This is a genomic window from Arenibacter aquaticus (assembly GCF_003957295.1).
Lineage (GTDB): Bacteria > Bacteroidota > Bacteroidia > Flavobacteriales > Flavobacteriaceae > Arenibacter > Arenibacter aquaticus.
This window is the reverse complement of record NZ_RQPJ01000003.1, coordinates 490,566-507,962: the sequence shown is the minus strand read 5'-3', so window position 1 is coordinate 507,962 and position 17,397 is coordinate 490,566. Positions and strand designations below refer to the sequence as shown.

The following is a 17,397-nucleotide window of genomic DNA, read 5'->3' as shown; positions in this document are numbered from 1 at the left end:
AATGTTGAATAATTTAAAATTTTTGGTCGGCCTCTGTTTCCTAGTGCTAGGGGTAAGCACGTCCGTAAAAGGGCAACAGCTCATTAAGATCGAACCACAGCTAGGGGACATGACCCTTGTTGTAAGGGAGGCTTTGGAGAAAGTAAATCAAAAGGACGTAAAACTAGTTTTTTCGGAAGGTACCTATGTCTTTAAGCCAGATTATGCCAGGCAACAATATTCCTATATAACCAACCATGGCAACGGCCTTAAGAATATTATTTTCCTCATGGAAGATTTTGATTCTGTAGTGATAGAGGGCAATGGTGCCGAATTTATTTTTCAAGGGCAAGTTGCTCCTTTCCAATTCAAAAATTGTAAAAAGATAAGAGTCAAAGACCTCACACTGGATTGGGACATTCCTTTTCTTTTTCAGGGTGAAGTAGTTGCCATTGACTCGGTTCAGGGATGGAGGGACATTAAACCTTTTTCTGATGGGTATTCATGGGAAGTAAAGAATGACCAATTACATTTCCCCAATATACATGGCTTTTCATTTAACGAGTTGGGGAGTACCCTGGCTTTTGATCCGGATCTTAAACGAGTTTCACACGGAGCTTGGGATGTAAATAGCAACCCTAGATGGGTTGAAAAACGTTCAAACGGAATTCTAAGATTCCACGAATTCTTAAAGCATTACCCACCAATAGGTGCTATTCTAAATTCCAAAGGAGAGAAGGAAAAGAACCGATACGCCCCTGCCTTTCAAGTAGTGCAATCCAATGATGTTCTTTTTGATGATATTGTTATCCATCACGCTTTAGGTATGGGGTTTTTGTTTGAAAGAACTCAGGATATTACCATTAAGCAATCTGGTATCTACGTGCGTAAGGGATCGGACAGAGTAGTCTCTACGATCGCGGATGCTACGCATTTTGCGAATTGTAAAGGCGATATACTCATTGAAGACTGTACTTTTATGCACATGTTGGATGATGGTACCAATGTACATGGGACATACGTTGAGGTAGACCGCATTTTAAACGACAAGACAGTGCGTGTTGCTTTGAAACATTTTGAGCAAATGGGATTTCAATTTGCAGATAAGGGAGATGTACTTTGGTTTATACAAAAGCCGAATCCCACTAGAACTTTAGAAAATGAGGTAGTAACGTTGGTCCAAATCAATGATAGGTATATTGACATAACCTTTAAGAACAAACTGCCTACAAATTTGGCCGCTGGCGATATTTTGGAAAACAAAACTTGGAACCCAACATTTATTATGCGTGGATGTACAATAAAAGACCATAGAGCAAGGAATATTGTATTAAAGACACCCCAGAAAATCCTTATTGAAAACAATAACTTTTCGTCTATGATGTCCTCCATATTTTTTCGTGGAGAAACTTTTTATTGGTTCGAATCCGGTGCGGTTGAGGATGTATTGATCCGGAACAACAATTTTGAATACTGTGCCTATAGCGGTATGGAGCATGCCGTGCTTAAAATCAGTCCCCGCCTAGGGAAAGATTTTGATGCCACAGAGACCTATGACCGTAATATTCGTTTTAAGGACAATACCATACAAACCTTTGACAATAGAATTATTTGGGCCGATAGGGTAGATGGTTTAACTATTTCAGGGAATACCATAAAACAGGTGCCAAGCGCAACGCGTATTTATCCAATGGCTCCAATGATGCACTTTATTAATTGCACCAATGTAGAGGTCACAGAAAATTCATATGAAGGCCCCAATACAAATTTTATTCAAAATGACAACCAATCCCAAAAGACATTGATCTTTAAAGGAAATAAAGGGTTTAAATACAAATAATGAAAAATCAGGAAATCCAAAGTAGTATATTAAAAATGTTTAAGATCATAGGAGCCATTTGCCTTTTATTAACCGGTCTAAAAGCTTTTTCCCAGTCGGGCGATTTAACCTCGGACAACGTTCTGTTTAAAGTAGATATAGCAGAAGATGCTACCCCAGCGGTTTTGGCCAGAATTCGTAAAGCAAATGAACATCCCATCTCCGTAATAAAATTTGAAAAGGGCACCTATCATTTTTACCCAGATAAGGCCTATGAGAAATTTACACGTATATCTAACCATGACGATGTATTGGCCAAAACTGCAATGCCTATATCAGGAATGCAGAATTTAACAATTGACGGTCAAGGCTCCACCTTTATTTTTCATGGTAGAATGATACCATTCCTAATTGAAAATTCTGTTAATATTACAATTGCTAACCTAACTATAGATTGGTCTGTGCCATTTCATAGTGAAGGACTAATAGTGGGCAATGATTCCATTAACAACAGTTTTGATCTACAGCTATCAGATGCCTACCCCTATGAAATAAGAAACGGACAATTAATTTTCGTAAAAGAGTATTACGAGCATACCCTTGGACAATCTATTCTTTTCGACCCTAAACGGAATGCCATTGCCTTTAATACCGAAGTCTATACACCTATTTCCGCCACCCGTAAATCCGGTGTACAGCATAACCTTGAAAAAATTAAATACAAGTATAAAGTCGATCCCCGTTCCAAGGTGGAGAAGGTGCGTGGAAAAGAAGATATTTTGAGGGTGGAGGAAATTAAGCCGGGTACGGTCCGTATTTTTAATCACAAACAAAAGTTGCCCCCAGTGGGAATGGTGTTGGTTTGTAAGGGGGATCAAAGTCTTAATCGTTTGGCTCCGGGATTTCGAGTTACTGAAACGGAAGGATTTAATGCGAAAAATGTAAACGTTCACCACGCAGGCGGTATGGGATTGATAGCAGAAAATTCATCAGACCTTATTTTGGATAATTTTAATGTAACGCCATCTCAGGGACGATTGGTCTCAACCACTGCCGATGCTACCCATTTTGTTGGTTGTAGGGGTAAAGTGGTTCTAAAAAATTGCACTTTCAACAATCAGTTGGACGATGCTACCAATGTCCATGGCACTTACCAAGAGGTCATAGATATCTTGGGTAAAAATAGCATTGGGGTGCGTATGGGACATGCACAGCAACAAGGCTTTACTATTGGAAAAACTAATGACAGCATTGGGTTGGTGCGTTTGGAAACTTCCTTTTTTCCCTATGGGCATCTTACCCTAAAAAGTGCCGAATATATTAATGGCAGGTACCAAGTAATAACCTTTAACGAAGACCTTCCTGCAACCTTAAAAGTTGGCGATTTAATAGAGAATATAAAGGGGTATCCAGACCTATTGGTACAAAATTGCAATATAAGCAGGAACAGGGCCAGGGGGTTATTAATATCAAACCCTAAAAACACCCTGATAGAAAACAACTTCTTCAGTACTGAAATGGAAGCTATTCTAATACCTGTGGAAAGCAGTCATTGGTTTGAATCTGGCAATGCCGCCAACCTCATTGTTAGGAACAATACCTTTCAAGATAACCAGCATAGCGGTTTTAATAGGGGGGTAATCCGTTTTGTTACAGATGAAGAAAATCACAATATTGCCTTTAAGAATATTGAAATAACCAATAATCAATTCAGTCAATTTGATAATCTAATCCTTGAGATTTCCAATGTTGATGGTTTGTTGTTTCAAGATAATACGATTACCAATTCCGGTACTTTCCCTATGCTCTATCCAGATAATCCGGCCATCACGGTAAACGCATCAAAAAATATAATTTTCAAGAAAAATACATATACTGGCAAAGCAGAACAAATTCTTATTAAGGATGCTTCCCAACCTAAATTAAAATTTAAATAAGTGTTTAAACTAATTTTATTAAAATCTATGGCCAACTGCAGCAAATATATCGGACGCATATTTTTTACATTGTTGATGCTAGTTGGTGCTTTCCCGGTCACATACGGCCAGGATGCAGCATTAGCCCAACATATCCAAAAGCCCAATATCATATTTATTCTTACCGATGATTTGGGTTACGGGGATGTGGGAGTGTTTTTTCAAAATCAAAGACAGAACATAAATGACCGTAGTGAACCCTGGGTATTGACCCCAAATTTGGACAAAATGGCCGCAGATGGGGCCGTTTTGACCCAGCATTATGCAGCAGCACCAGTCTGTGCCCCATCACGTGCTTCCCTGCTCACCGGTCTGAGCCAAGGACATGCAAACGTTAGAAATGGTCAATTTGATAAGGCCTTGACAGATAATCATACCATGGCCAATGTCCTAAAAAAAGTGGGGTATAATACGGCTGCCATAGGAAAATGGGGCTTAATGGGTTCTAATAGGTGGTCGGAGAATGGAGATAGCTGGCCTGCCCATCCCCTAAACCGTGGGTTCGATTATTATTACGGTTATATGCGCCATGTGGATGGTCATGAACATTACCCCAAAGAAGGACTTTATAGGGGAGCCAAGGAAGTTTATGAAAATAAAAATGAAGTAAGCAAGGGGTTGGACAAATGTTATACAGGTGATCTTTGGACAGCGGTTGCCAAGAAGTGGATCGTAGAGCAAACTCAAGGGCAAGAGGCGGGGCAGCCATTCTTTTTGTACCTGGCTTTTGATACCCCGCATGCGGTATTGGAATTGCCCACCCAAGCTTATCCTGAGGGCAGAGGCCTTAACGGAGGACTGCAATGGATAGGTAAACCCGGTGAAATGATCAATACCGCTTCTGGAGAAATTGATTCTTGGGTACATCCAGATTACAATGTGGCCACTTATGACAATGATAATGATCCATCATCTCCCGAGGTATCTTGGCCCAATGTTTATAAGCGTTATGCCACCACAACTAGAAGGTTGGACAATCAAGTAGGGGATATTATGCAACTCTTGGCCGATCTGGATATAGATGATAATACCCTAGTGGTATTTAGTTCGGATAATGGTCCCTCTATTGAGTCCTATCTGGAAAACGAACCCTATGAAGCTAATTTCTTTAATAGTTTTGGGCCTTTTAATGGTATTAAACGAGATGTTTTGGAAGGAGGAGAGCGAGTGCCCACCGTTGCTAGGTGGCCCAATCGTATCCCTGCCGGCCGTATTGTTAGTTCTCCCTCCATTTCTTATGACTGGTTGCCAACCTTTACAGAGGCCGCTGGTTATCCTGCGCCTATCAATGGGGACGGGGTTTCCTTGATTCCGGCCCTCACCGGTGAGGGACAGTCAGAAGAAAGTATGATCTATGTGGAATATTCCCAGAGTCAAAAATCCCCGAATTATGAGGAGTTTGCACCCAATAACCGGAATCGGCTGCGAAAGGAAATGCAGATGATGAGATTGGGAAATATTGTAGGACTTAGATATAATATACAAAGTGCCAATGATGACTTTGAACTATACAACGTTATAACCGATAAACAACAGGCCAATAATTTAGCTGGTAATACAAATATGGTAGGACTGCAAAAGACTTTTAAGGAACGTGTCCTACAGGTCCGTATGCCAAACGCTACTGCTAAAAGACCCTATGACGAAGAAATGGTTCCGGCTGTCGCTGCCATAGGTCTAAAAAATGGACTTAAATGGAGCGCCTATACCAATGCGGCACCATGGTTGCCACAAATACACTCCCTTTCCAGTAAGGCCAGTGGAATTGTTGCCAAACCAAGTTTTAAACATATAAAAACAAATGGAAAAGAGATTTATTCCTTTCAGGGGTTCATCAAAGTACCTGCTGATGGAGAGTATAGCTTTTATGTGAAATCTGAAAATAAGACTTTTTTAAGAATACATGATGCTAGTATTATTGATGCGGATTATGGCTATACCTATGGGACTACAAAGCAAGGAACCATCAAGTTAAAACAAGGCTACCATCCAATAAAAATATTTTATGGGAGTGATGACCATAGAATTAATAGGTTGGTACTTAGCTGGAGTGGCCCATCTTTTTCTAAAGAGGAGGTTCCAGAATCGGTCTTTTTTATTAGATAATGTACTTGGCCTCATTTTATCCTTTAAATTACGAAAATATGAACAGAATAATAGTGTTGCTTGGCTTTTTGGTGTTGGCCCAATTGAGTTTTACCCAGGAAAAACCAAATATTGTACTACTTTTTGTAGATGATTATGGTTGGGCCGACGTAGGCTTTAGAAACCCCAAATTTCATACGCCCAATATTGACCAGTTAAAAAGAGAAGGCCTCAATTTTGAGAGAGCGTATATAGCTACGCCTACATGTAGCCCTAGTAGGGCCTCCCTACTTACAGGGAAAGAACCGGTACGGTTTCAAATGGTTCGCCACATTATAGATAATAAGGAAAAGGCAGCCAAAAGTAATTTAGCCGGTGGCGAATTCAACCTTTGGCCTACCGATCCAGTACAAATGCCTTCCAGAAATTGGCTTCCCCTAGAAGAGGTTACCTATGCCGAAAAGCTTAAGGAATTTGGTTACTATAATTTGTTTATTGGCAAATGGCATTTGGGAAGCGAAAAATACCACCCAATACATCAGGGGTTTGACGCTCAATACGGTACAGGAAATCATGGGCATCCCGGAGACTATTATGCGCCTTTCTTTAGGCATGGAAACCCATTGCCGGAAGTAAAAGAAGGGAACTATCTCACAGATGTACTGACCAATGGCGCAGAAAAATTCATTTCTGAATACGATAAAGACCAACCATTTATGCTTTCCTTATGGTACTACAATGTACATGGCCCACATATAGGGAGGAAAGATTGGGTAGAACAGTACGAGAAAGAAGGTCTTACTGGCAAAGATGCCGAATATGCTGCAATGGTTAGTGCCATGGACGAGTCTGTGGGGAAGGTAAGAAAGGCCTTGAATGATAAGAGTTTGGCCAATAATACGGTTATCATCCTGTTATCCGATCAAGGAGGATATTTTAGCAATGCTCCCCTGAGTGGCGGTAAAACCGGTGGCAATACCTTGGGAGAAGGGGGTGCCCGAGTACCATTTATTATTCATTATCCTGGTGTTACCAAGTCAAATGCCAACTGTGATGTACCCGTACAATCCATAGACCTATTTCCAACCTTGGTAGAGATTGCTGCCGGAAAAAAAGTGAATGTTCCGGATGTTAATGGGAAAAGCCTTGTTCCCCTACTTAAGGGCAAGGAATTTGAGGAACGTAATCTATATTTCTTTCGAAGTTATGAAGATCAGTACACAGCCATTATGAACGGAGATTGGAAATTGATAAAATACCACAGTGGACGTTATGACCTTTTTAATATTAAAACGGACATTGGAGAGACCACAAACTTGATAGACATTGAGGTTGATCGAGCAGGTAGAATGAAGAAACAACTTAAAAGGTGGGAGAAAAAGGCTGTACCAGAGTTTTAGTCCCACGCCTCAACCAATATATATTACCATAAAAAATAAATCATGAATAAATTAGTAACAACCACTATATGTCTGATGTTTAACTGTTTGGTTTTCGCCCAGGAAAGCCCCAATATAATCTGGCTCATGGCCGAGGATATGAGTTTGGATCTGGAGTGTTATGGGATGAAAGGGGTAAGGACACCCAACCTAAATAAAATGGCTGAACAGGGGGTTCGTTTTGACAATTGTTTTGTAACCAATCCAATTTGTTCGCCTAGCCGTTCCGCAATGTTGACCGGGACCCATCAAGTGCAAATAAATGCCCATCACCATCGTAGTAACAGGGATGTTCCATTGGACGAAAACTATAAGCCTTTTACCTATTGGTTACGTGAAGCTGGTTATACCACCATCCTTGGCCATCATGGGGTAATGGGCAAAGGCCGCAAAATAGATGCTAACTTTAAACATGAGCCTATTGGACCTTGGGATGGCAAAACAAAATTTGGAATATTCGATAAATATGACACTTTTGAAAAGGAAGACCAACCTTTCTTTGCTCAAATACAGCTGAAGGCCAGCCATAGGGGGGATTGGTGGGATGAAGTGAGAGAGAAGTCTAAACACCCTGTAGATCCTAGTAAGGTAGAACTCCCTGAATTTATGGCAGATGATCCTATAATTAGACTCGATTGGGCCAAGTATTTGGATCAAATAGAATATTTGGACAATGAGGTAGGCATGATTTTTAAGGAATTGGAGGAAAAGGAAATGGCCGATAACACTGTAGTGATTTTTATTGGGGATAATGGGCGTTGTAACATCCGAGGAAAAGGGTATTTGCACGATCCAGGGCTACATATTCCCTTTATTGTTTATTATCCAAAGGGGATAAAAGGAGGTCAAATACGAAAAGATGTGGTAAGTGCCACAGATATTACTGCTACCGTATTGGATTTTGCGCAAGTGAAAGTGCCGGACTACATGACCGGAAAGCCTGTGTTTGACAAGAAATTTGAAAGGGATTATGTCTATGCCGCACGTGACCTTTGGGACGAAGTGGAGGAAAAGTCAAGAGCATTAACCTCTGAAAAATGGAAATACATAAGAAATGATAGGCCTGAAATACCTTTCGATACCCATCAGGCATACTTGGAATTTTATCGACCTGCAGTGCATGTCATGCGCCGTTTATTAGAGGAGGGTAAACTTAATGAAGAAGAGAAATTATTCTTTCAAACCCATAAACAGCCCGAGGAATTGTACAATTTGGCAGATGATCCACAGGAACTGAATAACTTGGTGGACAATCCTGAGTATAGCAAAATATTAAGGGAACTAAGAGAGAAGACCCTGCAATACGATAAAAAAATGAAGCCTGTGAACGATGTTTATCACCCGGAGCATGCCATTGCCGTGGATATATTGGAATGGGTTAAATTAGAGAAGCCAGAGTTGTACCAGCAAATGTTGGATGGTGTCGAAATAGGTTTTCAGACCCTGGCCAAGGAATATAAAAATAAGCACTGATTTACAATTTTGATTTTAGCCATTAATAGTGGTAGTAGTAACAACAGTCCAAAGTTGATGCAGTCTAATTTAATTCTGATCAAATGGTAACAGATGTAAAAACGTATTAATATAACTTCAAGAACTATCCCTTATCCATTAGGACTTTATTTGTCTTAACACCATCGTCTGTTTAGATAAAATAAAGTGACGGTATACCATTATAAGGGAGATATACCACAAAAAAGGACATATGTTCTGGTATATTGACCATATCTTGCATTCCAAGAGAGGGTTTATGACTACTTTAGCTCTATAACATTCTTAAACGGGAACAAACCCGTAAATTATAATTTTGAACCTTAAAAACATTGGTTCATTTATGTTTTACGATCTAGTTTGGTCTTGTAGGTCCTAGAATAGTATTAAATTAAGGCTTACTAATGAAGATTTTGCCAATTTCTAATATTTCTACCTTGCTGTGCTGCATTGTTATACCATTATTGGTCTTCAATATATCAGTATATGGCCAAGAAGCTATTAGTTTTAAGCATATAACCACCACAGATGGTCTGTCACAGAGTGACGTCAACGCTATTTATCAGGATAAGTTTGGGTACATGTGGTTTGGCACCCATGATGGCCTAAATAAATATGATGGATACGGTTTTACAGTTTACAACCCGGACAACGAAAAACCCGATAGTATCAATAGCAACCTTATATATGATATAGTTGGTGATGATGAGGGTAATCTTTGGATAGGAACAACAGGAAGTGGGCTTAATTTCTTCAATGCCACTACCGGTAAATTTACCTCTTATAGAAACAAGGAAGACGATAGTGGCAGTTTGTCCAGTGATCACATCACTGCCCTTTATTTAGACAGTAAAAAACGACTATGGATAGGAAGTAGAAACGGTCTTGATATGGTTGATTTGTCATTATCTTCCAAGGATTTTGTTTTTAAACATTATAATTCGGAACAGGCTCCATTTATTGCTGGATGGGACGGTACAAGTATTTATACCATATACGAAGATAAAAACAGTCAGTTATTAGTGGGTAGCGCATCCGGCTTGTTTAAACTGGCCAAAGACGCCAATGGCCAAGATTACTTTGGAAGTATAACCAATACCATTGGGTTGCCAAACACAGCTATTCGCGATCTTACCGAAGATGCTTTAGGACGGTTATTGGTTGCAACAGGACAAGGTGTTTTTGCTCAGGTAAAGGGCCAAGGAGAAAATCTCCAAAAATTATATGATGGCAATTTCAGTGCTTTATTGGTAGACAATGAAAATCGAATTTGGGTAGGCTCCAATGAAGGGCTTTTACTATTTGAAAACACTTCTGGGGACAATTTACCAAAATTCTGGGACCGTTTTGTATACGATTCCCGAAATCCAGCCAGTATCAGTAAAAATATTATAAAATCCCTTTTCTTGGACAGCACGGGAATAATATGGATCGGCACCAATGGAGGCGGTGTGAACACTTTTGACCCAGGGCGAAAAAAATTTAGACATATTAGAAACACCTCCGACCCCAATAGTCTTAGTTATGACAAGATACGGGCTATGTACGAGGACGGTAATGGCACTTTATGGATTGGAACAGAAGGTGGGGGCTTAAACATGTTGACCAAAAAAAAAGACAATGGATCCTATTCTTCCTTTAAACATTTCAACTCACTTCAAAGGACCTTTGCCTTAACGGAAACACAAATAGGAAAAAGGAAAGTTCTTTTTATAGGCACTGAGAGTTCACCGGGACTTTTTCAATTGGATATTAGCGACCCAACCAAGGTTTCCGAAAATAACTTAGTACCCCAAGACCTTATTGGCGGAGTTTTTAGTTTGTTGACGGATTCCGAGCAGAATATATGGATAGGTACCTATGGGTCGGGAGTGCATAGATGGATGCGTACAAATAATGAAGGAGAATATGAGAAGGAAGTTTTTTCTCATTATAACAATGGTATCAATTCTGTTCCCAGTAATATTATAAGAAATATACTTGAGGATAGCGAGGGCAATATTTGGCTGGCTACTGGAAACGGTTTAAGTATGATCTCTGCAAAGGAACGTTATAAAAAACGTCCAAAGTTCCTAACCTATAAAAACGATCCAGAAAATACCGCTTCTATAAGCCATAATTATATTCTGTTTTTGTATGAAAGTAATGCAGGGGATTTGTGGATCGGTACATTTGGAGGCGGACTTAATAAACTGGTAAAAGGAACAGATGGTAAGGAGGATTCCTTTGTTTCCTATTCAGAAAAAAATGGCCTGCCCAACAATGTTATTAAGGGTATTTTAGAGGATGACAACGGCAATCTATGGTTATCTACCAATAAGGGACTGTCTAAATTTGATCCACTAACCGAAAATTTTAAGAATTATAATGAGAGCGACGGTCTACAAGATAACGAATTTCAAGAATTGGCCTGTGTAAAAAGGTTGGACGGGGAAATGCTCTTTGGAGGCATTAATGGTTTTAATGCCTTTTACCCAGAAGATATTGGTGTTAATGAGTTTCCGGCCAAAACGGTCATCACGGATTTATTGATTTTTAATAAATCTGTTGAAATTGGTGAGGAAATCAATGGAAGGGTCATTTTAGACAAAAACATAAACAAGACCAATAAGATATTATTGGAGTATGGTGAAAATAATTTTTCCTTTGAATTTGCGGCCTTGCACTATGCCGCCCCTTCCAAAAACCAATTTGCCTATATGTTGGAAGGATTTGATACGGACTGGACCTATACCTCCTCCAACAAACGATTTGCTACCTACACCAACTTGGAATCGGGTACCTATACCTTCAAGGTAAAAGCTTCCAATAACGATGGTTTTTGGAATGATACCCCCACCCAACTTATAGTGACCATTGCCCCTCCTTGGTGGTTTACCCATACAGCCTTTGTTGTCTATTTCCTTTTGATTCTTGCCCTTTTATGGCTCTTCTACAGGTATACCTTTATTAGAACATCAAAAAAACACCAGTTGGAGTTGGAACATGTTGAAAAGGAAAAATCTGAAGAACTACAAAAAATTAAATTAGAGTTTTTCACTAACATCTCACATGAATTCCGTACACCTTTGACTCTGATAAAAGGTCCGTTGGAATATTTACAGAAAAATGTAGGTAAATTAGAAAATAAAGCCTTGGCTGAGCAATACGCCTTAATGCACAAAAACACCGATTACCTACTTCGGCTAGTAGGCCAATTATTGGATTTTAGGAAGTTAAACCAAGGAAAAATGAGGTTGGTAATGCGCAATAGCGATATTGTAGCCTTCATTAAGGATGTAGCGGAACCCTTTCAGTTTATGGCCCATAAACAATCTATTGATTTTAGTATTGATGCCTCGGATCCCCAATTAACAACTTGGTTTGATCACGATGCTTTGGAGAAAATATTAAACAACCTGCTTTCCAACGCCTTTAAGTTTACGCAAAAAGGAGGACGTATACATATTAAGATTTCCGAGAAAATGGTCCATAACCAAAAGCAAGTGGTCATACAGGTCAAGGATACGGGCTTGGGAATTGCTAAGGACAAGCTCTCCAGTATATTTGAACGCTTTCATACAGCCAAAGAGGATAGTTCCATTAATCGTGAAGGTATGGGGATAGGGCTATCCTTCTCCAAAAACCTTATAGAATTGCACCAGGGAGGAATTGAAGTGAGCAGTAAGACCAACCATGGTACCAAATTTAAAGTTTGGTTACCTATGGAAAAAGAGGCTTATTTAAATATTAAGGAAATCAGCTGCAAGGATGTTTCGGACAACGACTTTCTAGTTAGGTCCTCTGAATCGGAATCCTTTGCCATTGGGCTGAACGATGACCTAATAGACGAGAACATATCCAAATCCAGATCCAAACTACCTGTGTTATTGATCGTGGACGACAATCCGGATATCCGCAGTTTTATAAAACAGATTTTAACAAAAAGTTATGCGATATATGAAGCCGAAAACGGTCAAGAAGGGATTGAACTGGCCAAAAAAATAATGCCCAATGTAGTGATCTGTGATATATTAATGCCGGTTATGGACGGTATAGCCTTTTGTAAATCGATGAAGGAACACCAAGAAACCAGTCATATCCCCATTATCATTCTAACGGCAAAATCATCCCAAGAAAGCGAAGTACAAAGTTTACAATTGGGGGTTGATGAATATTTGCGAAAACCTTTCAATTTTGAGCTATTAGAACTTAAACTTTCCAATATAGTGAAGCGCCGTGAGCAGATGCGCAAACGCTTCAATAGGGATATTACACTTCAGCCAAATGAGGTGACAGTTACGAGCATGGATGAAAAATTCCTGAGTCAGGCCATTCAAATTGTTGAAAAACACATGATGAACACAGATTTTAACGTAGAGATGATGGTAAGTGAAATGGGGCTGAGCAGGAGTAATCTCTATCTTAAGTTTAAAGAGCTTACCGGCTTGTCTTCCAGTGAGTTCATTAGGAACGTACGCTTAAAAAGAGCGGTTCAGTTATTTGATCAAAGCGACCTATCGGTAAAGGAAATTATGTATATGACCGGCTTCAATACAGCTTCTTACTTTTCCAAATGCTTTAAAAAACAATTTGGTATTGTTCCCAGCGAATACGTTAGGAAAATGGATGCAAAGGCTAAATCGGAAACCAATTAAAATTTTGATAGTTCAATGAACAAAATGCTAGTTAAGGGTGTTGTATTATTTTGTGTATTTATAGCCTTTGGGTGCAAGGAAAAAGCCCCATCACAGGATGAAGTCGCCACAAAACCAAACGTGATTATTATAATGGCCGATGACCAAGGCTACGGCGATTTGGGACACCACGGAAATCCATGGATAAAAACACCAAATCTTGATACTTTTGCCCAAGGTTCTTTGGAACTTACCAACTTTCATGTGGGAACTACCTGCGCTCCCACCAGGGCAGGTTTAATGACAGGAAGAAATGCCAATAGAAATAATGCTTGGCATACCATCGCCGGTTGTTCTATCCTAAAGGATGACGAGGAAACCATTGCCCAAGTATTCGCTAAAAACGGATATGGGACAGCCATGTTCGGAAAATGGCATTTGGGGGACAATTACCCTTTTAGGCCCCATGACAGAGGTTTTCAGCATGCCCTGTATCACGGAGGGGGTGGTATAAACCAAACCCCGGATTATTGGAACAATGATTATTTTGATGACACTTATTTCCGCAATGGTGATCCGGAAAAATTTGAAGGTTATTGTACCGATGTTTGGTTTAGGGAAGCCACTAAATTTTTGGAGGAAGAAGGTCAAAAACCTTTTTTCTTATATCTTCCTCTCAATGCTGCACATGGCCCCTTTAATGTCCCGGAAGGCTACGCAAAATTGTACAAAAATGCGCCATTGACAGATCTGCAACGGCGTTTTTATGGAATGATAACCAATATTGATGACAATTTCGGAAAACTGGTTGCCTATCTAAAGGAGAGAAAGCTATATGACAATACCATCATTGTATATACCACGGACAATGGAACCGCTGCCGGAATAAATTATGGCAAGAATGGGGAAGTAATGGGATACAATGCCGGGTTACGAGGAACAAAAGGCAGCCATTACGATGGCGGGCATAAGGTGCCTTTTTTTATAAGTTGGCCCAATGGCAGTATAGCACAGGGAACTACAAACAACGAACTAACCGCCCATGTTGATCTTTTACCTACTTTAACGGAGCTAGCTGGAATACCATTCAATGAAAAAAAACCGTTGGACGGAACCAGCGTTGCCAAAATACTAACGGGCCAAGAAAAGAATATAAACAGAATGTTGGTAATAGATACCCAACGAAATCAATTGCCAGAGAAGGGTAGAAATAGCTGCGTTATGTCTACAAATTGGCGTTTAATAGATGGGAAGGAACTGTACAATACCTTGGACGACCCTAGTCAAGCAACAAATGTGGCAGACCGGTATCCGGAAATAGTTTTGAAAATGCAAGATTTCTACGATTCCTGGTGGACCAGTATAGAACCTGATATTGGTTATGCGGAAATACCTTTTGGACATCCCGATGCCAATCCTACGTTAATTACCGTGCACGATATGCATACCGATGATAACATTCCGTGGAACCAAGTTCAGATTCGTGAGGCAAAAGCGTTGCCTGAAGGGTTCTACAGTATAAAGGTAGAAGAGAGTGGTAGATATCGGTTTAAGCTTTATCGCTATCCTCCAGAATCTGGACTTAACCTAAATGCCTCGGCGAAAGAAATAAAAGGAACAGCCTATATAAAAACATTGCCCGAAGGTAGGGCCATCCAACCCATAAAGGCCACCATCACGCTGAACGATCTTAAACTGGAAGGAAAGGTTAATCCTGAGCAGCCCTTTGCGCAAATAGAAGGTGAATTGGAAAAGGGAAGTTTTAAATTATTCAGTGCGTTTACCAATAAACGAGGAGAACAAATACCGGCCTATTACACCTTGATAGAAAAGCTTTGATTGCAATGAAGAAAGTTGTTTCATTTCTTTGTAACCGCATTCTTTGTTTTTTTAAATTAGAATGCAAGTCTATATGCAAGAACAGCCAATGATCTCTATTAAGGATACTTACAAAGCAGCAAAAGGCTTGAATAATTTATAAATAATAAATAGGACATAATTTAATATTAGATACTACTGTTTCTTATTTTTATATTATATCAGTAGCTTAAAATATAATTCCGGGAATTGAAGTAGGATGTATGGGTTATAACCATATGTATTAGGAAATAAAACATTTCTTCTACCTTTAAGCAGTAGTTATATGTATTTTTCCTCCATTAAATAATAGATCCAATTAAAAGCCTTCTTTAAATGAAAAACCATAAAAGCAGTTTAGTTTATTTGTTGTTTTTGGTAGTAATTTTATCTTCCTGGAATGGAAAGTCACAGACACCGCCAACCCAACAACCCAATATTATTTACATCATGTCCGATGACCATACATCCCAAGCCTTTGGTATATATGGAAGTAGATTGGCCGGATTAAACCCTACCCCCACATTGGATAAGATTGCCAATGAAGGAATTATTTTTGACAATTGCTTTGTGAACAATTCTATATGTACCCCAAGTAGGGCGGCCATTATTTCTGGTCAGCACTCACAAACCAATGGGGTTCTTGATCTTGAAGGGGTTATTGGACCGGATAAGCAATACCTGCCAAAAGAGATGAAGAAATTGGGGTACCAAACAGCCATAGTAGGTAAGTGGCACTTACATGATGAACCTGCGGCCTTTGATTATTATAAGGTATTGCCGGGGCAGGGCAAATATTTTGATCCGGAATTTCGGGTTAGAGGAGAAAAACCGTGGCCAAAAAATGTGGTCAAAACACAAGGTCATTCCTCGGATAAAATCATGGATATTACCTTGGACTATTTAGAAAACAAAAGGGACCCCAATAAGCCATTTTTTCTAATGCACCATTTCAAGGCTCCTCATGACGACTTTGAATATGCTCCCCGCTATGAGGATTACTTGGCCGATACCTTCATTCCAGAGCCAGAAAGCCTTTATGACAATGGGAATAACGGATCTATTGCCACCAGAGGCAAGAACGATTCCCTTACCAGGATTATTGGATCCTCCGTTTCACACCGTAACCTGATCCGCCATCAAGCCAATAATATTTATTGGAACGACACTACAGTGTATAAACAATATAGAAACGCTGAGGATATAGCTCCATCGGAATACGTTAAATGGCAAATGAGCAAGGAGGAAAAGGTGTATACCAGTAAGGTGTATCAGGATTATTTAAAAAAGTACCTGCGTTGTGTAAAGGGAGTGGACGATAATGTAAAACGTCTTCTAGATTATTTAGAGGCTGAAAACCTTTTGGACAATACAATTATTGTTTACACAGGAGACCAGGGCTTTATGTTGGGTGAACACGATTATATAGATAAAAGATGGATGTATGAAGAGGCGATGAGAATGCCGTTCTTTGTGAGATATCCTAAATCCATTAAATCCGGTACCCGTACCGATGCCATTATTAATAATACGGATTTTGCTCCTACCTTGATTGAACTGGCTGGGGGGAAAACCCCGGATTATATGCAAGGACACAGTTTTAAAGAGATTTTGGAAACAGGACAAGAGCCCAAAGATTGGCAACAGGCTACCTATTATCGCTATTGGATGCATTTGGCGCACCGTCATCAAAACCCGGCCCACTTTGGTATTAGAACTAAAGATTACAAATTAATATTTTTCTATGGCAAGTATTGGGTGGATACAGATGATCCAAAGGCGACCTGGAACAAAGATAGTTGGGGTAACGATTTTACCAACCACACTCCGCCTGCTTGGGAATTTTACGATCTAAAAAAAGACCCCAAGGAGATGAACAATGTTTACGGTGATACAGAATATAAAGAGGTCATTGCAGACTTAAAGGAACAACTGGTCCAATTGCGGAAAAATCTAAACGAAACCGATGCCAATTATCCACATATACAAAAAGTAATTGATGCGCATTGGAATGATTAAAAACAAAGTCAAGAGTTAATAATATTATCGGTACATATTTCCGATAAAACCCATTCCCGATCTAAACTTCTTCGCGGTTAAGATCGGGAATTTTATTTTCTGTTAGTTGGTTCTAA

The 17,397-nt window shown here is 39.6% G+C and carries 8 protein-coding genes; all 8 read left to right on the top strand.

From position 1 onward, the window contains the following. Position 1: 1 nt before the first annotated feature. The 8 genes from EHW67_RS08845 (at position 2) to EHW67_RS08810 (ending at position 17,281) form a co-directional block, all read left to right on the top strand. On the top strand, positions 2-1,819 hold the full coding sequence (locus tag EHW67_RS08845; RefSeq protein WP_126162013.1) for an alpha-1,3-galactosidase-related protein: 1,818 nt from the start codon (positions 2-4) through the stop codon (positions 1,817-1,819). Continuing rightward, the gene (locus EHW67_RS08840) at positions 1,819-3,735 is read left to right on the top strand and encodes a right-handed parallel beta-helix repeat-containing protein (RefSeq protein ID WP_126162012.1); all 1,917 of its coding nucleotides are present in this window, start codon (positions 1,819-1,821) and stop codon (positions 3,733-3,735) included. The genes EHW67_RS08845 and EHW67_RS08840 overlap by 1 nt, the downstream gene beginning before the upstream one ends. Further along, positions 3,736-5,880, top strand: a complete 2,145-nt coding sequence (locus EHW67_RS08835; RefSeq protein WP_202911937.1) for a sulfatase-like hydrolase/transferase — start codon at positions 3,736-3,738, stop codon at positions 5,878-5,880. 38 nt (positions 5,881-5,918) lie between these two features. After that, positions 5,919-7,259, top strand: a complete 1,341-nt coding sequence (locus EHW67_RS08830; protein ID WP_126162011.1) for a sulfatase — start codon at positions 5,919-5,921, stop codon at positions 7,257-7,259. A gap of 42 nt (positions 7,260-7,301) precedes the next feature. Next, complete coding sequence (locus tag EHW67_RS08825; protein WP_126162010.1) at positions 7,302-8,771, top strand: sulfatase family protein; 1,470 nt, start codon at positions 7,302-7,304, stop codon at positions 8,769-8,771. A gap of 422 nt (positions 8,772-9,193) precedes the next feature. Next, a complete protein-coding gene (locus EHW67_RS08820; RefSeq protein ID WP_126162009.1) occupies positions 9,194-13,426 on the top strand; it encodes a hybrid sensor histidine kinase/response regulator transcription factor in 4,233 nt (1,410 codons plus the stop codon). A 15-nt stretch (positions 13,427-13,441) separates the two neighbouring features. Then, positions 13,442-15,244 (top strand): arylsulfatase, encoded by a 1,803-nt coding sequence (locus EHW67_RS08815; protein ID WP_238389875.1) that lies wholly within the window; start codon positions 13,442-13,444, stop codon positions 15,242-15,244. Between the two features lie 354 nt (positions 15,245-15,598). Continuing rightward, positions 15,599-17,281: a sulfatase family protein gene (locus tag EHW67_RS08810; protein WP_126162008.1), complete on the top strand. Its 1,683-nt coding sequence runs from the start codon at positions 15,599-15,601 to the stop codon at positions 17,279-17,281. Positions 17,282-17,397: the final 116 nt, after the last annotated feature.